Origin of the sequence: Pseudoalteromonas sp. CST2, from assembly GCF_028599385.1 — a bacterium.
Lineage (GTDB): Bacteria > Pseudomonadota > Gammaproteobacteria > Enterobacterales > Alteromonadaceae > Pseudoalteromonas > Pseudoalteromonas atlantica.
Genome location: NZ_JAQREO010000003.1, coordinates 185,589 through 208,213 on the forward strand (window position 1 = coordinate 185,589; position 22,625 = coordinate 208,213).

Here is a 22,625-nt window from a genome sequence, read left to right on the forward strand (position 1 = left end):
TTACAATTAATCACATTCATTTAATAAGGCCTGTTTCATCCTTTGGGTTTCGCCGCTATTTTTAAATTTGTATAAAGCTGTATTAATATCTTCTAAAACAGTGAGCCAGTTTGGTGTTTTTTTACTTATCGCAAAATATAAAGGGTTATATTGAATTACCTTACTTTCTGGCTCTACGGCACTGAGTAAAGCGCGTTTTTCATTTTCAGCTAAAGAGGCATACTTTACTGAGTAAGTTAGCACTTCAGGGTCACCTATTATTAAATCTACACGTCCCGCAGCGAGTAATTTTACAAGTTGTAAGTCGTCTACGGCATGAATAATAATAAACTCATTATTATCCATCATGGCATCAAACTCAGGGGTGTTTTGGTACCCTCTTACAACACCAATACGCGCGCCTTTAAGCGACTTTAAATTGCCATTAAACCTGTCGGGCTCGCCTTTGCGTTTTAAAAAACCGATATTGCCGCCCGAAAACGAATTTGAAAGGCCAAGTAATTTTCGACGAGTATGATTTGGTACGTAATCAGAAGGGGCTGTATCTTCAATAAAGTACTCTGGCAATAAAATATCCGCTTTGCCTAGTTCAACGGCTCTGACAGCTCTAGCCCAGGGTACAAATTCAATATAAATATTATAGCCGGCACTGTTAAATGTAGATACCGCAAATTGGTATACCCACCCTTTGTTACAAAGTTTGTTCCCAATGTAAGGCGGCCAATCTTCGGTTACCACATGGATAGTGCCTTTACTGTTAGGCGCGCTAAATAGGTAACCCGATTTATAGCGCTCACCTATTATAGTGTGACGAGTATCATCTTGCATGTAGGTCACAGGAACCTCAGCAAAACAATAAGATGAAAAGAGTATGAGGATTAAAAATAAACGCATAATTAAATTTCATTTACAATATGTTCCTAAAGTGTAGAACTTAGTACATAAAGTAAAAGAAATTTTAATTAAAATTACAGCTGTGGGTGCTTAAGCTTTTACCCACTTCATTTTATTATTGGTATCACGAGAATTAATAATAGTTGAGTCGCTGCTCTCCACCCCGCCAAGTTTGGCTAAACGGTCGTAAAGTACCACATTGCAGGTGGCCGCAAGGTTCATACAACCAATTGTAGGTACGTAAACCACTTCATCGCACCATTTTAAAACCTCTTTTGGTACTGAGCCGTCTTCTGGCCCAAATACATAAAATGCGTTTTCAGGGTGTTTAAAATCAGGTAACGCAGTGGCGCCTTCAATCAGCTCAATAACCACAACCTTTGCGCCTTCAGGTTTTACACTGAGTAGGTTATCAGTGCCCGTAAGCGCAATACGCTCAACAACATTTTTAGTGTCGGTATGAAACTTTTTAGCATTTAAGTAGCGACTACCGGTAAAAAATACTTGTTTAGCGTCATAGCAACCCGCGGCACGTAAAACGCCGCCAACATTTGTAGGGCTTTTAGGATTAATTAAACCTATTACAGCCTTAAGCTCGCTCATTAGTCGCAATCCTTTGTTGGCCACTCAGCAATGTATAAATCAAAGTCATCGAGCTTTACGTCACAGTCTTTTACGGTTTTATCTTTAACAGAAATACCAAGCGCATGCATTTGGGTTTTGTCACCCTGATTTAATAGCGGATGCCAAGAAGCTAAACCTCGCCCCTCGTGGAGACGGCGATAACTACAGCTTTGCGGCATAAAAAAGATATCTTTAAGGTTGGCTTTGGTCAGTTTAACGCAAGAAGGGACCAGCGTTTGGCGGTTTTCGTATTCGCTACAACCACAGGTATTGTTATCAAGGTATTGGCAAACAATGTTGGTGAAAATAAGCTCTTCACCTTCACGTAGTTGATCGGTGGCGGTAAATTCGTCTTCATCTTCACTGTCAATAAAGGTATTTAAACAGCATTTTCCGCAACCATCACAAATCGCTTCCCATTCGTTTTGGTTCATATCGGCTAAGCTTTTTTTAAGCCAAAACTGTGTATTTGCTAACTCTTGATCAAACATAATTTACTCGCGCCCCTAAAGAGCGCGCATTCTAACGTATTGCTACAGCGTGCGCAAAGCCCGTGCCTTTATTTGTACGGGCTTTGCGCATTTTGCTATTTACTGGCAGCAACCCAACGTTTAATTTTTTCCTCTAAAATAGGCATCGGCAAGGCGCCATCAATCAATATTTGCGTATGAAACGCTTTAATATCAAACTTATCACCTAACTCTTTTTTAGAGTAGTCACGTAATTGTTGAATTTTAAATTGCCCCAATTTGTACGACAGTGCTTGGCCAGGCCATGCAATATAACGCTCAACTTCTGCTATCACATCGCTTTTAGCCATTGACGAATTTGCCAGCATGTAATCGATACCTTGCTGTCGAGTCCAGCCTTTTGCATGAAAGCCTGTATCAAGCACTAAGCGCATAGCTCTAAGTTGCTCATCGGCCAAACGCCCGTACCACATATAAGGGTCTGTAAATAAACCCAGCTCTTTTCCTAGGCTTTCTGCGTACAACGCCCAGCCCTCTGCAAATACCGTGTAGCCACCAAATTTTCTAAAATCTGGTAGGCCATCTATTTCTTGCTGTAAAGCAATTTGAAAGTGGTGGCCTGGCGCGGCTTCGTGTATAGAGAGCGTTTCTAATAAAAATTTTGGCTGCGCTTTTAGGTTATAAGTATTGATGTAAAAAATACCTGGTCGAGAGCCATCAGGTGCCGGCGCTGCATAAGATGCACCCGCTGCAGATTGGGCTCGATAAGGTTCAACCGCTTTTACAACATAAGGGGCTTTAGGCGCAACATCGAACAGTAAAGGGACGCGCGCATCTATTTTTTGTTTTATATCTTCATATGCTGCAATTAATGCCTCTGGCGTATCGTAATAAAATTGGTCCGAATCACGTAAGTGCTGAAAAAATTCATCCAAAGTGCCGTTAAAACCTACCTCGTGTTTTACTTTTTTCATCTGGCTTAAAATACGCGAAACTTCACTTAAACCAATCTCATGTATTTCATCTGCAGAAAGGCTCAACGTGGTATTTTTTTTAATTTGATATTCATACCAAGCTTTACCATTAGGCAAGTCGCTATAGCCTACCGTTTCTCGGCTTTGAGGAATGTATTGATTGGCTAAAAAGTCGCTCATACTTTTATATGCAGGCACTAATTGCTGCATAATAAGTGCTTTATATTGCGCCGTTATTTGCTGCTTTTGCTGTGCGGTAAATGAGGCTGGTAAGTTTTTAATTGGTCCCCAAAATAACGAATCCTCTGCATTTTTAACCACATGCGCAGCAAATTGTGGCTGAAGCTTTTTAGCTAATGGTTTTGGTAAGGTAATGCCCGCTTTAATCCCCTTCGCCATCGCGCGCTCTACACTGCTTAGCCACGTAATAAAGCCTTCGCTTCGTTTTATAAAATTATTGTAATCTTCTACGGTATTAAATGGCTGCGCACTTTGCCCCGAGCCAAAACCTGCAAAGGTATTATGCGCTCCCGCCATTTGGTTAATAGGCAGCATATAGCTTGGAAATTGCATTCCCTCTAAATTAAGTGCTAAATCTCTTTGTAATATTTCATAGCTGAGTAACGCTTGCCCTGTTAACTGCGCCTTATCAATAAGTGTTAAACGTTGTTGATACTTTTTGTAAAACGCGGCTTTTTTTGCCCTATTTTTTTGAGAAATTGCGGGGGTAAACTTAGCATTAAATTCACTGCGACCACTATAAGTTGCATTTATAGGTTTAAAGCTGAGTAACTCGTTGTAGTACTGTGCTACAAGTACATCTAATTGCTGCTCATAAGAGAGCTCTGAAACAATAGCTGCAGGTGCGTTTGACGTGTTTAGCTGTGCACTATTGCCAGTGTTATTACTGGTTTGTGTGTTCATACAGCCACTTAAAGCAAACATAACGCCACTGGCAACTAAGGCTAATTTAATTGATTTCATGGTAATCCTTTTTAGTATCGTCAGCCGATTATGCGCATTTAACCTGCGTTAATAAAGAAATTACGATAAGTGGCGATTAACCTATTATATTTACACTTTTATATTAGGTTGTTACATTTCAATTAATTAAACCGCCACCAGAAGAAAAAACAATGAAAAAAAAGCTACTCAGCGCCTCCGTTGCACTTATGTGTTTAGGAAGCTTTAACGCGCAAGCCCTTACTTATTTATCTGCTAAAGCCATGGTAGATGTACAAACTGGCGAGGTTATTCAATCGCCGCTGATCACCATTGATAATGGGGTGATCACTAACGTTGCACAAAACAAAAAGCCGAGCATGAGCAAAAACGATCAGCATATTGATTTACCCGAGCTCACTTTAATGCCGGGCCTTATGGATATGCATGTACATTTGACCAGCGACCCTACGGTATCTCGAAGTGAGCGTTTAAGTCAGTCGGTACCGCGCATGGCCATTAAAGCCGCGCACTTTGCTAAAAAAACATTGCTTGCTGGTTTTACTACCCTAAGAAATGTAGGAGCCGAAGGCTATAGCGTGATTGCAGTGCGTGATGGTATTAACGCCGGAGATATTGTAGGCCCGCGTATTTGGGCAGCTGGCCCTTCGCTTGGGATCACAGGCGGACATTGCGATAATAACCGCTTACCACCAGAGCTAAAATACACTTCAACAGGGGTAGCCGATGGCCCATGGGCTGCACGTGTAAAAGTACGTGAAAACATAAAGTATGGCGCTAATGCCATTAAGTTTTGCGCCACGGGAGGCGTTTTTTCTAAAGGTACAAAAGTAGGTGTACAGCAGTATTCATTTGAAGAAATGAAAGCCATTGTTGATGAAGCCCACATGCGTGATTTACCTGTAGCCGCTCACGCGCATGGCACAAGTGGTATTAAAACAGCTATAAAAGCCGGCGTAGATAGTATTGAACATGCCAGCTTTTTAGATGATGAAGCCATCGCACTTGCTAAAAAACATGGCACGTGGTTATCAATGGATATTTATAATACAGAATACACACTGAGCTTTGGTGAGCAAAATGGGGTAGATGAAGAAAATCTCAATAAAGAACGCCAAGTGTCTAAAAAGCAGCGCGACAGCTTTAACCGCGCAGTAAAAGCAGGTGTAAATATGGTATTTGGTACCGATGCTGCTATTTACCCTCATGGCGATAACGCCAAACAATTTAGCCGTATGGTTAAATTTGGCATGAGCGAACTACAAGCAATACAGGCTGCCACCATTAACAGTGCAAAGCTATTAAAAATGGATAATAAACTGGGTCAGCTAAAAACAGGGTTTGCAGCCGACATTATTGCCGTAAAAGGTAATCCACTTAAAAATATCTCTGTGCTTGAGCGCATTCCTTTTGTTATGAAAGCAGGCGTTGTTTATAAAAAATAGTCATTAATTAATGTATTATTTTACAAAAGCATGAAAGCTTACACTTTCATGCTTTTTATTTACCGCATTAATTTAACCTTAAATTTACTTTTCAGAACAATAACTCACCTACTACGCAATTAATTTCACTTTTTTAGAATTTTTTATTCACTTAACGAATAATAACTATTACTATTCGCACACTTTATGGAATGCGAATAATTATCAATATGAAAAAATTCAAATACTCTCTTGTTACACTTGCGTGTTTAAACGCATCATTAGCGGTTGCTGCAACAACGGCTGAAAAAGACATTGAGCGCATCAGCGTTTACGAAAAGCAAAACCAAGTTGTAATGAGCTCAGGCCTTGCAACTAAATCAGACATGTCGTTAATGGAAACACCGGCACCGGTTGTTATTATTGACCGTGAACTTATAGAGTCACAAGGTGTAGATAGCCTACAAGAACTTGTACGTAATGTAAGTGGTTTAACTCAAGCCGGTAATAACTACGGTATAGGCGACAATTTAGTCATTCGTGGTCTTGATGCTAATTACACTTACGATGGTATGTATGGCGGTGCAGGCTTAGGTAATACATTTAACCCAACTCGTTCACTCACTAATGTTGAGTCGGTAGAAGTACTTAAAGGCCCTGCTACCGGTTTATATGGTATAGGCAGTGCTGGTGGTGTTATAAATCTGATAGAAAAAAAGCCTGAGTTTGAAGAAAAACATAAAATATCTGCCGAACTTGGCCAATGGGATAGTTATTCACTTGCCTTTGATAGCACCAATGCGATTACCGATGACCTAGCGTATCGCGTAATGGCTAAAACGGCCTCAAGCGATGGCTTTCGTGATTTAAAAGAAGACCGCGACGAAATTTATACCTCGCTTAAATACATACTAAGCGACAAGCAAGATATCATGCTCTCTGCTGCCTATATTAAAGACTCAATTGCAGTAGATTCTATTGGCCACCCTATTCGAATTTATAACGCAGAAACCGCCAATGGTTTAACTGCAGGTGAAGTAACTGGCGCAGATTTAGTAAATGACCCATCTGGTAATGGTGTTCAATTAACTGCGGCTCAACAAACACAATTGGCACAGTCGCTTTCATCAACCGATGGCCTTACCCCGTACGATTTTGGTACTAACGGTATTATCTCTCCTATGGCGGATGATAATGAAGGTGAAGAGCTTCGCTTTAAGCTAACCCATAATTACTTTATTACAGATGATTTATTTTTAAATCAGCAGTTACAGTACCGTAACTACACATCAAGCTTTGCTCGTCAAACTGGCGCGTTTAATTATGTGTATTCAACACGCGATGGCATTATAAATAACGACCCGCGTGCCCCGTTAGTTGAAGACGGTGTGCTTTACCCATTTGCAGCGCGACGCCAAGAATACCGTCAAGTAGAGGCTGATGAAAAGTCATGGCAGTATTTCTTAGATTTGCGCTATGACTTTATGTTAGGCGACGTGGATAACGAATTACTGGTTAATGCAAACTACGAAGACAGAGACATTCGCTTTAAACAGTACTCTATTTACGATGCAGACAAAGTTATTTACGACAGCGAAGGAAATGTACTTTACCAAGGCACGCTGCCATATATTTATGATATGCGCTCGCCAAATTGGCCAACAGGCAGTTTTGATGACTACGACCCGCTAAAAACCAGTGACTACAACAAAAAAGTACAAGCGTGGGGCTTAGGTATTCAACACGTAGGGTATATTACTGAGCAGCTTACAACTCGAGTTGGTGTTGCTTATAATCGCATTAAGCAAACATATGAGCACTATGGTGTAGATGAGCGTTATAGCTCAAGCCGCGCTGAGCCAACGCCTGAAGCAAACACATCAGACAGTGGCTTAACTTATAACTTAGGCGCAACGTATCAGCCTACTGAAAACTTTTCCGTGTTTATAAACCACGCGAAAGGCCGTACTGCCTACAGTGTATTAGGCTCAGTAGCAGGTACAGAGGCCGACCGTGAAGACTCTGAGTCTATCAGTAACGATTTAGGCTTTAGATTTAAAGCATTTGATGATCAGCTTTTAGCATCACTGGTGGTATTTGAAAGCGCGCGTACAAACCTTGAATACACAAACCCACTGTATGAAGCCGGTGTGTCTGGGCCTGATGTAGTAGAGAGCTACTACGATGGTGAAGAGCAAACCAAAGGCGTTGAACTCGATTTAAATGCGCACTTAAACGAGCAATGGAAAGTAAATGTAAACGGCGTATACCAAGATGCCCGCGATAAATCTAACCCAAATAGCAGCAGTTACGACACACGCCAAAAAGGCGTACCGTATGTAACGGCAAGTACGTGGGTTACCTACTATGCAGATATGTTTAACCTACCTGAAGCTGTTAACATCAGTGGCGGTGTTACTTTTGTAGATAACAGAAGCACAAACTCTAGCTCGTTTAGTATTCCTGATGGCTATGTACCAAGCTACACGGTGTACGACGCAGCAGTTTCGTACACCACTGATAAATGGCACATGCAGCTTAATTTAAACAATTTGTTTAACAAAAAGTACTACTCTAAAGCCATGTTTTTAGGTGGTATGCCAGGCGAAGAGCGCAACGCTAAGCTCAGCTTTAGCTACACACTTTAACCCTGCCTAAGCAATTAATTTACTCCTACAAAAAGTAGGAGTAAATTAAACCTAATCTTGATTTAATACTCTACAAAAGATACCAGGCTAAACGTTGCTATAATTTATAAGCGTGCTAGCATTACTTTCTGAATTTACTGAAACTTAAAAAGCTATGAGTCTATCTGAAAAAAACTTAGCCTTTGTTATGCACTGTGGTGAAATGGGCAGCCGTTGGGGTTTCAATCGTACGATTGGCCAAATGTGCGGTTTACTGATCATCACCAAAGAGCCCATGACCGCAAATGAGATTGCCGATGCGCTAAGTATCTCGCGTGGCAATGTAAGCATGGGAATTAAAGAGCTCCAGTCATGGCAATTAATTAAAGTGCATCATATCCCTGGTGATCGTAAAGAATATTACGCCCCAGCGGGTGAAATTTGGGATATGGCTAATCGCGTATTTGAAGAACGTAAAAAGCGTGAAATAGACCCTACCCTAAGTTTGCTACGTGATAACCTTTTAGACGAAGCAAACAACGAAGAAGAGCGCTATGCACAAAAGCAAATGGGCGAAATCCACAACCTACTCGAAACGGTTACTAAGTGGTCTTCTGAGTTACAACGCTTAAGCCCAGAGCAGCTTAATAAGCTAATGAAGCTTGGTTCAGGAATTGGCAAGGTTATCGATTTAAAAGATAAAATATTTAAAAAAGAACATGATTAAACAAATAAAAAAAGCCGCATAGCGGCTTTTTTTTATTACACAACAGCGTATAAATTATATTTTTGGATAACCAATTCTATCTGATAGATAGCCCACGCTGGTGGCAAAGTAATATGAGCGGTTCCAGTGCATAAACACTTTGTAGTTATCGTACGCTAAGTACATACGCCCATTAATGTCATCAGGCATTACCAGTGCAGCGCGTACATCAACATTAGGTAAGTCAGAGCCGTCAGCTTTGCGTACACCCAGTGCTTGCCAGTCTGCAAGCGAGCGCTCTGAGTCGTTCCAATATTCTAACCATTGCTTACGTGTTTTAGTGCCACGTTTTAGCACGTATTTACTGTCAAAATTTTCAGGTAATTTTACCTGGCGACCCCAAGTTAGTGAGTCATCCCAACCTTCTTGTTTTAAATAATTTGCAATCGATGCAAATGCATCCTCTTTGGTGGTCCAAATATCTTTACGGCCGTCGTTATTGTAATCAACAGCGTAGGCGTTAAAAGAGGTAGGCATAAACTGAGTTTGCCCCATTGCTCCAGCCCAAGAGCCTTTAAATTTATCAAGCGTAATATGGCCTGACTTTAAAATATCTAATGCTGCCCAAAGCTGGCGCTTATAAAGTGCTTCACGACGACCATCAAAGGCAAGCGTCACTAGCGATGAAATAACATTATGGCCACCTTGTATTGTGCCAAAGTTACTTTCAAGGCCCCATAATGCCACTATAAAGCGTGCTTGTACGCCAAACTCTTTTGCAACTTGTTCAAGTACATCTTTATTTTCTGCGTAGAGTTTACGTGCACGATCAATTTTCCATTGCGGTACACGTTTTGGTAAGTAGGTTTCGAGAGTTTCTTTAACCTCTGGCTGGTTTTTATCAGCCGATACAACTTTTTCTTTGTATGAGGCAGTCGCAAATGCATCATCTATTAACTTGCTATCGTACCCTTTAGCAATGGCCTCTTGTTTTAAGTCACTTAAATAAGTTTGAAATTCGGCCTGCGTTTTAGCAACTACAGAGCCACTTAAACACACTGAGCATAAAATTACGGCTAACTTTTTAATCACTATCAACTCCGTTTTCTTTTCGTAATTGGCTAAGTAAATTTTCTTCCGGCGGCGGAATTTGCAAATAGTAACCCTTGTCTGGGTCAGCTAACGCTGCTTTTACTGTTTCAAGGTCGGCACCGCCTAAATGATCACGCTTTGCTAAATTGATAATCATTACATAAATAGGTTGACCAAACATAGCCAGTAAAGGTTCAGGCACTTTACTAAAATCATCTCTTTTTTCAACAAATAAGAAGGTATCCGCTTTTTTCTTACTTTTATATACCGCAGTGAGCATAATGGCCCTATTTAATCTTGCTTAACATTGCCGCACACTATAACATGAGAGTAATAATAAGTTAGAAAAATTAGATTAGAAATTTCATTAAAGGCCTTATTCAGCCTACGTTTATCTAAAATTAATTTCTAATCAGACAAATCAATTGAGCGTGTATGTCGGAACAAATTTTTGAGCTAAAAGGGAACCTTTTCACGTTGTCAGTATTGCATCTTTATAGCACTGATATCGCCCTTCTAGCAGAACAGTTGTATGTAAAAATAGCCCAAGCTCCTCGTTTTTTTGAAGGAGCGCCTATTGTTGTTAATTTAGAAGAAATTAAAAACAGCTCACTTGATTTTGTACATTTAAAATCTCTCATTGAGCGTATGAGCTTTAATGCTGTAGGTGTTTGTAATGGCTCAGATGAGCAACACACGCAAGCTAAAGCCGCTGGCCTTTCTGTACTAAATTACTCGCAAGATGCTAAAAGTGCACCCGTTAAACAAGAGGCGCCTAATACCTCTATAGTTGAAAAAAACGTGTACCTACCTGCGCAAGTAATTAATGGCACGGTACGCTCAGGGCAGCAAGTTTATGCAAAAGACAGAGACTTAATTGTACTTGGTGCAGTTAGCCATGGTGCAGAAGTAATAGCCGATGGTAATGTGCATATTTATGGCACCTTACGCGGGCGTGCTATTGCAGGTGCAAAAGGGATTAAAGACGCCTGCATTTATTGCCAAAAGCTCGAAGCCGAATTGGTTTCAATTGATGGCAATTACTGGATCAGCGACTCATTACAAGGTGAGCACTGGGGCAATGCAGTACAAATACAACAAAAAAACGAATCATTAGAAATTTCAGCTTTGGTTAAAGGATAAATCTCATGGCAAAAGTAATTGTCGTTACCTCTGGTAAAGGCGGTGTTGGTAAAACAACATCAAGTGCTGCAATAGGCACCGGTTTAGCTTTAAAAGGCTATAAAACAGTTATTATCGATTTTGATATTGGCTTACGTAATCTAGATTTAATTATGGGGTGTGAGCGCCGCGTAGTATACGATTTTGTAAACGTAATAAACGGCGAAGCCAACCTAAATCAAGCGCTTATTAAAGATAAACGGGTTGAAAAATTATTTTTACTACCCGCATCACAAACACGTGATAAAGACGCCCTTACCCGCGAAGGCGTAGAGCGCGTTTTAAACGAACTAAAAGAAGACTTTGACTACATTGTGTGTGATTCACCTGCAGGTATTGAAGCCGGCGCAATGATGGCGATGTACTTTGCTGATGAAGCAATTGTAACAACAAACCCTGAAGTATCTTCGGTTCGAGATTCAGACAGAATTTTAGGTATTTTACACAGCAAATCAAAACGTGCTGAAGAAGGCCTAGAAAATATTAAAGAACACCTATTATTAACACGCTACAACCCTGAGCGAGTTGAAAAAGGCGAAATGTTATCGGTAGAAGATGTTAAAGATATTCTGTCGATTCCTTTACTTGGTGTTATTCCTGAGTCGCAAGCGGTATTAAGTGCGTCTAATTCAGGCCAACCAGTAATACTTGATGGTGATTCAGATGCAGGGCAAGCATACGCTGATGCAATCAATCGCTTACTTGGTGAAACAGTCGATTTTCGCTTCTTAGATGTTGAGAAAAAAGGCTTATTTAAACGGATTTTTGGAGGTTAATGTGTCTTTACTTGACTACTTCCGCTCAGAAAAGAAAAATAGCGCGTCATTAGCAAAAGAGCGATTGCAGATCATTGTCGCGCACGAGCGTTCGCAACGCGGAACACCGGATTACTTACCACAATTAAAACAAGATATTTTAGATGTGATCCGTAAGTACGTAAATGTAAACACTGATGCAGTGCAGGTACAGTTTGATCAAAACGAAGATGATTTAGCGGTACTTGAGCTCAACGTGACATTACCTGACGAAGAAAAAAAGTAGCACAACTAAAAGCGGCATTTTAAATGCCGCTTTTTGCTTTGCACACTCACTACACGTATGTGGTGCATTGTGTTGTGTTTTAAATTTAAAAGTTTACACGTAAACCAAGTAAAAACTCATGACTTGCTGCACTGTCAATTTTAAAGCCATCAGTAAATGCATCTTGCCCCGTTTGCACATCACCAAATTCAATGTATTGATACTCAGTGTATAACGAGATAGTTTTAGTTATTTGATAGTTAACCCCTGCACCAATATTCCATGTAAATTCAGTTGAATCGTCATCAGCATACGCATCGTAATAGCCATCAACATTTCCATCGAATGCGTCGAAGGCGCTAATGCCTGCACCACCTAATTTTGCAGAATAGCTGTTATCGGCAACCCCTAACCCCGCTTTAATATAAGGCGTAAACGCGGTACTGTTATCAAAATCGTAAAAGCCTTCAATTGTATAAGTGGTAGTTTTTAAATCCCCCTTTAATACATACTGCTCACCTTCGCGTGCACCCACGCCAACTTTTGTATCGCTATAGTCAGTATCATGATAGCTAATACGCGCCTCTACTCTAAATTGAGGATTGAACTGATAACCTAAACCAATACTGCCTACACTGCCCTCACCGGCATCAAATTCAGATGGAAAATCACTATCTACGGCAATATTGTTACCAATGGCTTGAGAGTCATTTGCTTGCGAACTATAGCCTACATGTGCAGTTCCATAAAATCCCTCTGCACTAGCTAAAGTAGGCGTGGTACACGCTAAAGCAATTGCGGCAACTATAGTTTTTTGTAATGTGTTCATTGTCATTCCTGATTTTTTTAACAACCAAATTATTGGACTGTAAGGCTAATGTTGAATTCGCAGTTAATATAACTTTTAGATACACAAGCGAATAGATACAATAACGGCACAATACAATTCCGACTTTCAGAACAATGATTAACTATTTACGACACATGGCTATTTTTGCCAAAGTGGTTGCTGGCGGTTCATTTCGTATTGCAGCTAAGGAGCTTGGCATAGCACCTTCACGTGTTAGCCATAGTGTTTCTGACTTAGAACAGTTTTTAGGCGTCACTTTATTACATAGAACAACCCGTAAATTGTCGCTTACCCCTGAAGGTGAAAAATTTTACGCCCACGTAGAAAACATAACAAAACACGCAGAGGCAGGTTTGAACGAAATTAACTCTGTGGGTGATCAGCCTATAGGGTCTTTAAAAATATCGCTGCCCGCCTTTTTAGCAAGCTCCGAAATTTCAGCCGCGATAGCAGAATTTGTGCAAACCTACCCAAAAGTGAACTTGTCTCTTAATTACACAGACCAAGTAATAAATATAATGGATGAAGGACTCGATTTAAGTATTCGAGTTGGCTGGCTAGAAGACAGCTCACTCATGGCGCGTAAAATTGGAGAGAGTAAACGCTTTTTAGTTGCCTCAAGTAAGTACGCGAGTAAGCATCAACCCCCTACGCACCCAAACGATTTAAAACAGTGGGATTGGGTTCATTTTAGTATGCGCGGCAGCACTGTAGATTTTACCTCTCCAAATGGCGAAGTGGTGTGTATTTGTGAAAAGTCGCGCGTAAATGTAAATAGTGCGCTTGCAATAAGTCACTTTGTATCTGAAAACTTGGGTCTTGGCATATTGCCCGAAAACCTAGTAAAAAAACAATTAGCAGGAGAAGAGTTCATTCACATTTTACCTAACTGGCAACTCAAGCCGCTTGGATACTATGCGGTATGGCCAAATAATGCACGCAGAGAAAACCTAACACTATTATTAGTGCGCTTTTTAGCTAAGCGCGGTTTAATAACCGCAGAGGATTAAGCAAGTACCCCTTAAGTGAATATGTTATTATGGGCCCATTACTTTGCTTTATGCCTGCTATTACTTTGCTATGTTAAATCACGCTTTTTGTTTTACTTTATTTGATTGCTCTGTAGATTCTATAGCGCTTCCAGATAAATTTACGTTTCCGTTTTACTACCAGCCTCATCCGTTATCTGTTTTAGCCGCAACACAATTGCAGCAGCAACTTGAAACGCATTTACCGTATAACGAAAATGACAGCAGCAATGCAGCAACGAATGATGGCAAAATGTTTGGTGTACTGGTTGTAAAAAACCAGCAACAACAACTTGGCTTTTTAGCGGCGTATTCAGGCCAGCTTGAAAATTTAAATACCGATATAAAATGCGTGCCTAATGTATCTACAATGGCACTTGAAGATGTGGGTTATTTAAAAGAAAGTAAAATAATTAACGAGATAAATGCGCAAATACATGCCCTAGAAAATGCAAGTACATTGAATAAATTAACAGCGTCATTAAATGCCGATAAAGCCGCGTTTGATAAGCAGTTACACGCTCAACAAAGCGTAATGCAAGCCAATAGAAAAACACGTAAAAAGGCGCGCAGTGCACTTGTAATTGAGCACAGCCAAGCAATAACGCCTGAGCAACAAGCAAGCTTGAATGAACTGGCCAAACAAAGCATAGAAGATAAAAAATACTATCAAAGCATAAAAGATCACTGGCACGATAAAATAACTCAGCAACAGCAGGCGCTTAATGCTCTACACGACGAAATAAAACAGTTAAAAAAACGCCGTAAAGTTTTATCTAAAAACTTACAAAAGCAAGTGTTTGCACAGTACCAGTTTTTAAATGCAGAGCATGAAGTTAAAGATCTCAATGCCATATTTGCAGCATTGCCAGAGCATACTCCGCCATCAGGTGCGGGAGATTGCGCTGCACCCAAGCTATTACAATACGCTTATCTTAATAATTTAAAGCCAGTGGCTATGGCTGAATTTTGGTGGGGGGCCGCACCTAAATCGGCAATACGCCAACATAAAAACTATTACCCTTCTTGCTACAGTAAGTGCCAACCTATTTTATCGCACATGTTAAAAGGCCTCAGCATAGAAGATAACCCGCTACTCGTTAACCCTGCTGAAGGTAAAACGTTGCCGATAGTCTATCAAGACGATGATATTGTTATTGTAAACAAGCCCAGCGAGTTTTTATCTGTACCAGGTGTCAATATTGAAGATTCTGTGTATTTACGTATTCAAACGCAATTTCCACACGCTACAGGCCCGTTAATTGTGCACAGACTAGATATGTCTACATCAGGTTTATTAGTGGTGGCGCTCAATAAACGAGCCCACAAAGCACTACAAAAGCAATTTATTGCCCGCACTATTGATAAACGTTACATTGCGCTGGTTGATGGTATTGTGCCTAAGGACAGTGGCAAGATAGAGCTGCCATTGCGACTTGATTTTGACGATAAGCCACGCCAGCTTGTTTGTTATAAAAACGGCAAACCCGCACTTACTACATGGCAGGTACTTGAACGAAAAGACAATATTACACGCCTACAGCTCTACCCTAAAACAGGACGCACTCACCAATTAAGGGTACACTGTGCTCATCACTTAGGGCTGAATATGCCTATTATTGGTGACACACATTACGGTAAAAAAGCCAACAGGTTACACTTACATGCCGAGTATTTGGCGCTAGATCACCCTATTACACATAAGCGTTTAACGTTCAGCGTAGCGCCCGATTTTTAATACCAATTCGCATAATTAAGTGATCTATTTTGAGGATGAAAAAACGTGTTGATAGCAAGGCAAAAAAATCGCTATTTAGTTGTTCTAAATAAGAATTTTTTAACGCAGATAGCGACACGTTTAGCCCCTAAAAATGATTAAATATTATTGCGAATTGGTATAACATAGCCTGTTAGCTTAAAAAGTGGGTTTAATTATCCCACTCTTTAAGTGCGTCTTTAACAAAACTATAGCGCCAAGAATTAAGTAAATCAGGTTTAATATGATTTAGCTTTTGCTCATCGGTGAGTTTCCAATTCCAGCTAATAAGCTGATTAATTTGCTTTTTAGAGGCCATTACATCCTCTGGTATACCCTGCTCTTTTGCCACTTTCGTGATTTTTTGCTTAATATCTTTAGCTACTTTTTTATAAGCCGGAAAATCAATTAAACGTTTAAGTACAGGTGGATGCTCATCAACCGGGAGTGCTTTGGCCTTTTCAATACACTTTAGTATTTCAACTCCAGAGCGGTTTACTTCCATTGACTCAACACCCGGAATTTGTCTTAGCGTATTTAAACTCGAGGGCCCACGTTTAGCAATTTCCGTCATGTTGTGCTCTTTAAGCACAAAGTTAAGCGCTAAATTTTTACGAATAGCTTTATTACGACGCCATACAGCTAATTCTTTTAATACCGCGAGCTCGTGTGGTTTTAGTTGCCATGCGTTTTTTATATCTTTGTAAAGCAGCTCATCTGGGGTTTGAAAGGCGCGTTTATTTGCAATTAACTCGCTCTCATTTATGACAATATCAAATAACTCAGCTTTATTTATACGCTCAATTATTAGTTCAAAACAAGGCAGTAAATGAAACGTATCAGCGGCTGCATAATCGAGCTGCTTTTTAGTTAATGGGCGCTGTAGCCAATTAGTTCGCGATTCACTTTTGTCTATTTCTATGCCTAAAAGCTCTTTTACCATTAGCGCAAAGCCCATACAGTTGCCTTCGCCTAAAAGCTGAAGAGCAAATTGTGTATCAAACAATGGAGCGGGTACAAAGCCTGCATATTTTTGAAATACTTCAATATCTTCTGAGGGTGAATGCAACACTTTCAGTACTGATGGATCTTGTAATATTTGCCAAAATTCAAATAACGAGAGTTCGGCCAGTGGATCTATAAGGGCAAGATGCTCGCCATCATATACTTGAATAAGTGCAACTTCAGGGTACAAAGTACGGCGGCGCATAAACTCTGTGTCTATGGCTAAAATAGGCTTGTTTTTTATTTGCTCAACAAAGGTATTGAGTTGATTTTGTGTTTCGATCAATTGGTATTGCACTTAATCTCCTACAATAAAAAAGCCGGCTAATGCCGGCTTTTTTATAGTTTACTAATCTTTTAGGGCTCTTCTGAGAATTTTACCTACATTTGTTTTAGGTAACTCATCCTTAAACTCAACGAGTTTAGGCACCTTATAATTAGTTAAATTATCACGACAGTGATTTATTATATCTTTTTCAGTTAAAGAAGGGTCTTTTTTAACAACAAAAACTTTAACTTGTTCGCCACTTACATCGTGCGGAATACCAATAGCCGCTACTTCTAGTACGCCGTCGTGCATGGCAACCACTTCTTCTATCTCATTTGGGAACACATTAAAGCCCGATACAATGATCATGTCTTTTTTGCGGTCAACAATATAGAAGAAACCTTCATCGTCGTATGTGGCAATATCGCCGGTAGCAAACCAGCCATCTTGCAAACATTCTGCGGTTGCATCTGGGCGGTTATAGTAACCTAGCATAACTTGTGGGCCTTTAACCCATAGCTCACCGGGTTCACCTTTTGCCGCTTCTTCACCGTTTTCAAGCATTAGCTTAATTTCGGTATTAGGAGCAGGTAAACCAATAGAGCCATTATAAGCTTCTAGATCGTACGGGCTTACAGTTACAAGCGGTGCACACTCAGTTAAACCGTAACCTTCCATTAATTTAGAATTAGTCACTTTTTGCCATTTTTCAGCTACAGGACGTTGTACCGCCATACCGCCACCTAATGACATTTTTAAATGACTAAAATCAAGCTCTGCAAACCCTGGTGTATTAAGTAACCCGTTAAACAGGGTATTTACACCGGTAATAGCAGTAAATTTATGCTGATTAAGCTCTTTAACAAATGCTGGCATATCACGTGGGTTTGTAATTAATACATTCAAACCACCGTATTTCATAAACGTTAAGCAGTTAGCCGTTAACGCAAAGATATGGTAAAGCGGTAATGCAGTAACAACAACTTCAGTACCACGGTCTAATACTTTATCTAAACAGCCCGATACTTGCTCAAGGTTACCAACCATGTTGCCATGACTTAACATCGCCCCTTTAGATACGCCAGTTGTACCACCTGTGTATTGTAAAAAGGCCAGATCAGATAAGCTCATTTCTGGGCGCGTATACTTTGCAGGGTCACCTGCTAGCACATCTGAAAACTTAATTGTATTTGGTAGGCTGTAGCTAGGTACCATTTTTTTTATGTATTTAACCACAAAATTAACGATATGCTTTTTAATACCACCCACCATGTCGCCCACTTGGGTAACAACAATGTGTTTTACATCAGTTTTTGCAAGTGCTTTTTCAAGCGTGTCTGCAAAGTTAGCCAATATAAAAATAGCTGACGCGTCAGAGTCTTTTAATTGATGCTCAAGCTCTCGTACTGTGTAAAGTGGGTTTACGTTAACCACCACACAACCTGCACGCAAAATACCTAAAATAGCGATAGGCGTTTGTAACAAGTTAGGCATCATTACGGCAACTTTGTCGCCTTTTTTAAGACCTAAATCATTTTGAATATACGAGGCAACACGTTGTGTCGCTGTATCTATTTCATCATACGATAATGTTTTACCCATATTCGTAAATGCAGGTAAATCTTTGTAATCGGTAAAACTTTTTTCGAACACTTCGAGTAACGAGTTGTAATGCTCAGGATCGATTGTTTCAGGCATACCTTCTGGGTAGCGCTTAAGCCAGATTTTTTCCACTCTTAGCCCCTGTTTATAATTATATTTTTATTAACCTTAATCTAAGTAAGGCACTTTAACAATTGAGCAAATACTCTAATGCAGGAATAATCCCACATTTGGCGCTAATTTACAATTAACATGCACCATTTTGCAGCATAAAGGCTTGAATATGCTCAAAACATAACCCACTGCTTTGCATATGGCAATGATGCCCGCCATCTACATTAATTACCTTCAAGTTGTTGTAATAGCTAATATACTTGGCCAAATTTTGTTTTACAAACGAATAACCTTGGTTACCTAAAATTAATTGGCTTGGTGCAATTAATTGTTTTATTGCACCAATACATTGCGCTTCATCAAACCTAAAACCTGAGTGATTTTTAAGCTTAGGGTCTGTTGTTAACTCATAACCTAGTTCACTTTGCTTAATATTACGACTCATCAATAAGGTGATCAGTTCGTTATTTAAATCTGTTGTATTTGCACGCGCTTCGATAATGGCTGATTGCGATTTATAAACGCGCTTTTTTTTATTGTAGGCGCGCTCTCTGTTCAGTATCGCCCCTTTTAATTGCTCACATACTTCATCACTGGGGGTTGTAACACAGCCAATCCCTTCAATAAAGGTAACTGAATACACATACTCACTAAAACAACTTGCAAATAAACCTGCCACCATTGCGCCCATTGAATGGCCGACTAAATGTACCTTTTTTGCCCCTAAGCTCTTTATAAGTTGGTACACATCGTCAATATAATCAACAAAATAATAATGAGCGTCCTGTGCACGCCAATCAGATAGCCCATGCCCAGCAAAGTCAACACAATACCAAGTATGCTGCGGATTAACCTTATCCAACATAGGTGTAAAACTATTACTGTTATCTAGCCACCCATGCAAGGCTATAACCAGCTCATCGCCAGTGCCTTTTTGTAAGCCACGCAATGTTATATTTCTTGTTTTTATTTCAAATGGCTGCAACAGACACCTCTTTTTAACGTGCGACATTATTTATAACATACTAGTTGTCAGACCTCTAATACCAAAAGTTTTTATATTTTTTATATTTATAAAGACCACTTGAATTGTAAGGTTAACTTTTGAATTTAAATTATGTATTTAATTTCAATAACTTAAAACATTTGAAGTTTCATTAATTCAATAAATAATTACAAACAGAGCTTAAATACTCTTCAGGTAGGTAATGTATACCACTATATTCATTACACTATAATTAACATAAGCTAAAAAAATGGTTGTATTGTTTTAGTGACAATTAGCCAAACCTGTTTATATACTTTGCTTTTTATTCTTACTTCATTTCATTATTATACGAAGGCGTATTGAACTTTGTGGATTGAAACTTGTTCAATCTACGGGCGGTTAAATCCTGGTACGAGGTTTGTAACCTTGTGGGCTGAGTAAAAACCTAGCAAAAAATTTAATCGCCTTAGAAAGAATTTTTGGGCAGCGCATGTTTGGTATTTATGCTGCAAATTCAACACGCCGTAACCATATATAATTGTGGTGCTATTTAAACAGCACATTCATAGGGATAAAAATGAAAAACCAACTTAGCTTATTAGCGCTTTTATGTGCATCTACCAGTGTTTATGCAAGCGATGCACCTAAAAATGTAATTTATATGATTGGTGACGGGATGGGTCCTGCCTATACAACCGCTTATCGTTATTTTAAAGATGATCCAACCACCAAGCAGATTGAAACAACCGTATTTGATACTATTTTAACAGGCATGGCGCGTACTTACCCTGACGATCACACTTATGTTACCGACAGTGCTGCAGGTGCAACCGCACTGAGTAGCGGCCACAAAAGTTATAATGGTGCTATTGCAGTCGATACAGACAAAAAGCCTGTTAAAACCATGCTAGAAATAGCAAAAGAACGCGGTATGACAACGGCATTAGTCGCTACCTCGCAAATTAACCATGCCACCCCAGCTAGTTTTGCTACACATAACGAATCACGTCGAAATTACGATGCCATTGCTAATGAATACATAGATAACAAAATTGCCGGTAAACTCCCTGTTGATTTAATGCTAGGCGGCGGTACGCAGTATTTTATTAGAGAAGACCGTAACCTCGTTGATGAATTTAAAGCAGCTGGTTATCAATATAGCGATGATATAAAAAACCTTGGTCAGATTACGCAAGTACCGGCACTTGGCTTATACGCCCCAATGGGCCTGCCGTTTGCGCTTGATGCTAATTCAAACCACTTAACGCAACTAACAGCTAAAGCATTTGATTTACTCGACGGCCAAAATAAAGACGGCTTTTTTGTCATGATTGAAGGCAGCCAAATTGATTGGTGTGGACATGCTAACGATGTAGCCTGTGCCATGGCCGAAATGGATGACTTTGCACAGTCGATTGAAAAAGCAAAAGCCTATATTGATAAAAACCCTGATACTTTATTAGTGGTTACTGCAGATCATTCAACTGGTGGGTTAACCCTCGGTGCGCACGGACAATATAAGTGGGATACAGAAGTTATTAAAGGCGTTAAAGCAACAGCCGTTGAGCTAACAAAGCAATTACTCGCTGCTGATGACCTAGAGCCTATTTGGCGCGCCAACACAGGTATTGAATATACACCGGCTAATAAAGTAAAACTTGAACAAGCGAAAAAAATGGGCGAAACAGCGCTTAATTTAGCCATTAAAAGTATTATTAGTGATGCCAGCTTTACTGGTTGGACAACAGGCGGACACACCGCTGTAGATGTACAAGTATTTGCCTACGGTAAAGGCAGTGAACACTTTAACGGTGCTCAAAATAATACAGATATTGCCGATAAACTAATTGGCTTTATTAAACAGTAGCCATAAGCTTACGCAAAAAGCCCGAACCTGTGTTCGGGCTTTTTATTTTTTACTGTTACTGGGGCTAAGCGTATATATCGACGCCTATTAAATCTTGTACTTCGGCGCGACGCTCTAACTTTGCAAATTCAGTATATGTTGAAATTGCTTTACTCACCGTTGGGCTTGGTTGGTCATAAATAGTTTGGCTGTACTTTGCGTTACTAGTGTTTTGACTAAAGTATTGATTAGCAAGCTCTACACCCGCTTTACTAGTTTTTACATAATCTGTGTTTGTTTTTTGACTGGCGCTATCATCCGCTAAACCTTGTGGTTTAGAGGGTAAAATTTTTGTAGAGGTAACCTTTGCAGGAATATCTCCAGTAAAAAAACCAGCGCCAATTGGCAAAGTCATAGATAACTTCCAACAATAAACATATTAAAAATTATGATTTAAAAACACCCAATTTGCAACTCTTGTGCTTATTCGCGACCCGGTAGTTTTTTCCATGTTACTGTATCGCGCACATATTTAGGTTGCGCATCACTTGCTTTAACAACCTCGCCCTTCAAAAAGCCCGTGTCTACATGGCTAAGCATATAGCGAGCATCTGGCAAAGTAATGGCTGTATTTATGGTTATATTGCTAACGTTTTTAAGTGCATCAGGGTAACTTTTAAATCCCGTGCCAACGGCAATCGCGTGTAAATCTTCACTGCTTATGTGCTCTTTGCTTAATAAATCAGGTTTTATAACACACTCTTCATTTACCAACTCCATGCGTGCGTTATTTACCTGGTATTGGGCAAAATAAATTTCTCCCATGCGCGCATCTATAGCTGAATACACTACTGGTGCCTGCGTTTGTTCGTACGCTTGCTGGGCCATAATTGCCAAGGTTGATACGCCCACTAATGGTAAATTGGCTGAATAAGCTAACCCTTGTGCAATAGCAACACTAATGCGTACACCGGTAAAGCTACCTGGCCCTTGGCCAAAGCCAATAACGTCTAAGTCTTTTAATTTACACTGTGCTTTATTAAGAAGCTCATCAACTAAAGGGAGTATTTTTTGACTATGTTGCTGTGGGCATTCTTCAAAATGATGAAATGTTTGCCCCTCAAAGTGTAAAACTATAGATAACGCTTCGGTTGAGGCGTCTAGGGCAAGAATATTACTTTTAATCATTTTA

At 39.8% G+C, this 22,625-nt stretch carries 21 protein-coding genes; 9 read left to right on the forward strand and 12 right to left on the reverse strand.

Features of this window, described 5'->3' with window-relative positions:
- Positions 1-6: 6 nt before the first annotated feature.
- The 4 genes from PSH41_RS05675 to PSH41_RS05690 form a co-directional block, all read right to left on the reverse strand.
- On the reverse strand, positions 7-894 hold the full coding sequence (locus PSH41_RS05675) for a substrate-binding periplasmic protein (RefSeq protein ID WP_273588517.1): 888 nt from the start codon (positions 892-894) through the stop codon (positions 7-9).
- A gap of 90 nt (positions 895-984) precedes the next feature.
- Positions 985-1,497 (reverse strand): RNA methyltransferase, encoded by a 513-nt coding sequence (locus PSH41_RS05680; protein WP_004586351.1) that lies wholly within the window; start codon positions 1,495-1,497, stop codon positions 985-987.
- Entirely contained in the window at positions 1,497-2,009 is a 513-nt protein-coding gene (locus PSH41_RS05685; protein ID WP_024031710.1) for a YcgN family cysteine cluster protein, read from the reverse strand. The genes PSH41_RS05680 and PSH41_RS05685 overlap by 1 nt, the downstream gene beginning before the upstream one ends.
- Before the next feature lie 95 nt (positions 2,010-2,104).
- Positions 2,105-3,946: a DUF885 domain-containing protein gene (locus PSH41_RS05690; protein ID WP_273588516.1), complete on the reverse strand. Its 1,842-nt coding sequence runs from the start codon at positions 3,944-3,946 to the stop codon at positions 2,105-2,107.
- Positions 3,947-4,098: 152 nt separating this feature from the next.
- On the opposite strand from PSH41_RS05690, the gene PSH41_RS05695 reads away from it, so the two are divergent.
- From PSH41_RS05695 to PSH41_RS05705, 3 genes are all read left to right on the forward strand, one after another.
- On the forward strand, positions 4,099-5,370 hold the full coding sequence (locus PSH41_RS05695) for a Xaa-Pro dipeptidase (protein ID WP_273588515.1): 1,272 nt from the start codon (positions 4,099-4,101) through the stop codon (positions 5,368-5,370).
- A gap of 209 nt (positions 5,371-5,579) precedes the next feature.
- Positions 5,580-7,997 (forward strand): TonB-dependent receptor, encoded by a 2,418-nt coding sequence (locus PSH41_RS05700; protein ID WP_273588514.1) that lies wholly within the window; start codon positions 5,580-5,582, stop codon positions 7,995-7,997.
- Between the two features lie 154 nt (positions 7,998-8,151).
- Positions 8,152-8,703 carry a GbsR/MarR family transcriptional regulator gene (locus PSH41_RS05705; RefSeq protein WP_004586357.1) on the forward strand — a complete coding sequence of 184 codons (552 nt, stop codon included), beginning with the start codon at positions 8,152-8,154 and terminating at the stop codon, positions 8,701-8,703.
- 54 nt (positions 8,704-8,757) lie between these two features.
- Here PSH41_RS05705 and PSH41_RS05710 read toward each other — a convergent pair whose 3' ends face one another.
- Together PSH41_RS05710 and PSH41_RS05715 are read right to left on the reverse strand one after the other, a co-directional pair.
- Positions 8,758-9,774 carry a lytic murein transglycosylase gene (locus PSH41_RS05710; RefSeq protein WP_024031714.1) on the reverse strand — a complete coding sequence of 339 codons (1,017 nt, stop codon included), beginning with the start codon at positions 9,772-9,774 and terminating at the stop codon, positions 8,758-8,760.
- Positions 9,767-10,054, reverse strand: a complete 288-nt coding sequence (locus tag PSH41_RS05715; protein WP_004586359.1) for a YcgL domain-containing protein — start codon at positions 10,052-10,054, stop codon at positions 9,767-9,769. Before PSH41_RS05715 ends, PSH41_RS05710 begins: the two co-directional genes overlap by 8 nt.
- A 155-nt stretch (positions 10,055-10,209) precedes the next feature.
- Here PSH41_RS05715 and minC point away from each other — a divergent pair, with 155 nt between their 5' ends.
- The 3 genes from minC to minE are packed head-to-tail and all read left to right on the forward strand — an operon-like array spanning position 10,210 to position 11,997.
- The gene (gene minC / locus PSH41_RS05720) at positions 10,210-10,917 is read left to right on the forward strand and encodes a septum site-determining protein MinC (protein WP_004586360.1); all 708 of its coding nucleotides are present in this window, start codon (positions 10,210-10,212) and stop codon (positions 10,915-10,917) included.
- Positions 10,918-10,922: 5 nt separating this feature from the next.
- Positions 10,923-11,732 carry a septum site-determining protein MinD gene (gene minD, locus PSH41_RS05725; protein ID WP_024031716.1) on the forward strand — a complete coding sequence of 270 codons (810 nt, stop codon included), beginning with the start codon at positions 10,923-10,925 and terminating at the stop codon, positions 11,730-11,732.
- Position 11,733: 1 nt separating this feature from the next.
- Positions 11,734-11,997 (forward strand): cell division topological specificity factor MinE, encoded by a 264-nt coding sequence (gene minE, locus PSH41_RS05730; protein WP_004586362.1) that lies wholly within the window; start codon positions 11,734-11,736, stop codon positions 11,995-11,997.
- A gap of 85 nt (positions 11,998-12,082) precedes the next feature.
- Here minE and PSH41_RS05735 read toward each other — a convergent pair whose 3' ends face one another.
- Positions 12,083-12,805, reverse strand: coding sequence for an outer membrane protein (locus tag PSH41_RS05735; protein WP_273588513.1), 723 nt, complete (start codon positions 12,803-12,805; stop codon positions 12,083-12,085).
- A gap of 134 nt (positions 12,806-12,939) precedes the next feature.
- Here PSH41_RS05735 and PSH41_RS05740 point away from each other — a divergent pair, with 134 nt between their 5' ends.
- Both PSH41_RS05740 and PSH41_RS05745 read left to right on the forward strand, forming a co-directional pair.
- Positions 12,940-13,836 carry a LysR family transcriptional regulator gene (locus PSH41_RS05740; RefSeq protein WP_273588512.1) on the forward strand — a complete coding sequence of 299 codons (897 nt, stop codon included), beginning with the start codon at positions 12,940-12,942 and terminating at the stop codon, positions 13,834-13,836.
- A 70-nt stretch (positions 13,837-13,906) separates the two neighbouring features.
- On the forward strand, positions 13,907-15,592 hold the full coding sequence (locus tag PSH41_RS05745) for an RluA family pseudouridine synthase (RefSeq protein WP_273588511.1): 1,686 nt from the start codon (positions 13,907-13,909) through the stop codon (positions 15,590-15,592).
- 190 nt (positions 15,593-15,782) lie between these two features.
- Here the strand turns inward: PSH41_RS05745 and rnd are convergent, their stop codons facing one another.
- The 3 genes from rnd to PSH41_RS05760 all read right to left on the reverse strand — a co-directional run bounded on the left by rnd (position 15,783) and on the right by PSH41_RS05760 (position 19,584).
- Positions 15,783-16,913 carry a ribonuclease D gene (gene rnd / locus PSH41_RS05750; protein ID WP_064387254.1) on the reverse strand — a complete coding sequence of 377 codons (1,131 nt, stop codon included), beginning with the start codon at positions 16,911-16,913 and terminating at the stop codon, positions 15,783-15,785.
- Between the two features lie 51 nt (positions 16,914-16,964).
- Positions 16,965-18,617, reverse strand: coding sequence for a long-chain-fatty-acid--CoA ligase FadD (gene fadD, locus PSH41_RS05755; protein WP_004586367.1), 1,653 nt, complete (start codon positions 18,615-18,617; stop codon positions 16,965-16,967).
- A 115-nt stretch (positions 18,618-18,732) separates the two neighbouring features.
- The gene (locus PSH41_RS05760; RefSeq protein ID WP_054981947.1) at positions 18,733-19,584 is read right to left on the reverse strand and encodes an alpha/beta hydrolase; all 852 of its coding nucleotides are present in this window, start codon (positions 19,582-19,584) and stop codon (positions 18,733-18,735) included.
- Between the two features lie 580 nt (positions 19,585-20,164).
- On the opposite strand from PSH41_RS05760, the gene PSH41_RS05765 reads away from it, so the two are divergent.
- Positions 20,165-21,454 carry an alkaline phosphatase gene (locus PSH41_RS05765; protein WP_054981946.1) on the forward strand — a complete coding sequence of 430 codons (1,290 nt, stop codon included), beginning with the start codon at positions 20,165-20,167 and terminating at the stop codon, positions 21,452-21,454.
- Positions 21,455-21,518: 64 nt separating this feature from the next.
- On the opposite strand, the gene PSH41_RS05770 is transcribed toward PSH41_RS05765, so the two are convergent.
- Together PSH41_RS05770 and tsaB are read right to left on the reverse strand one after the other, a co-directional pair.
- Entirely contained in the window at positions 21,519-21,848 is a 330-nt protein-coding gene (locus PSH41_RS05770; protein ID WP_273588510.1) for a hypothetical protein, read from the reverse strand.
- Positions 21,849-21,916: 68 nt separating this feature from the next.
- Positions 21,917-22,621 (reverse strand): tRNA (adenosine(37)-N6)-threonylcarbamoyltransferase complex dimerization subunit type 1 TsaB, encoded by a 705-nt coding sequence (tsaB, locus tag PSH41_RS05775; RefSeq protein ID WP_273588509.1) that lies wholly within the window; start codon positions 22,619-22,621, stop codon positions 21,917-21,919.
- Between the last annotated feature and the right edge of the window lie 4 nt (positions 22,622-22,625).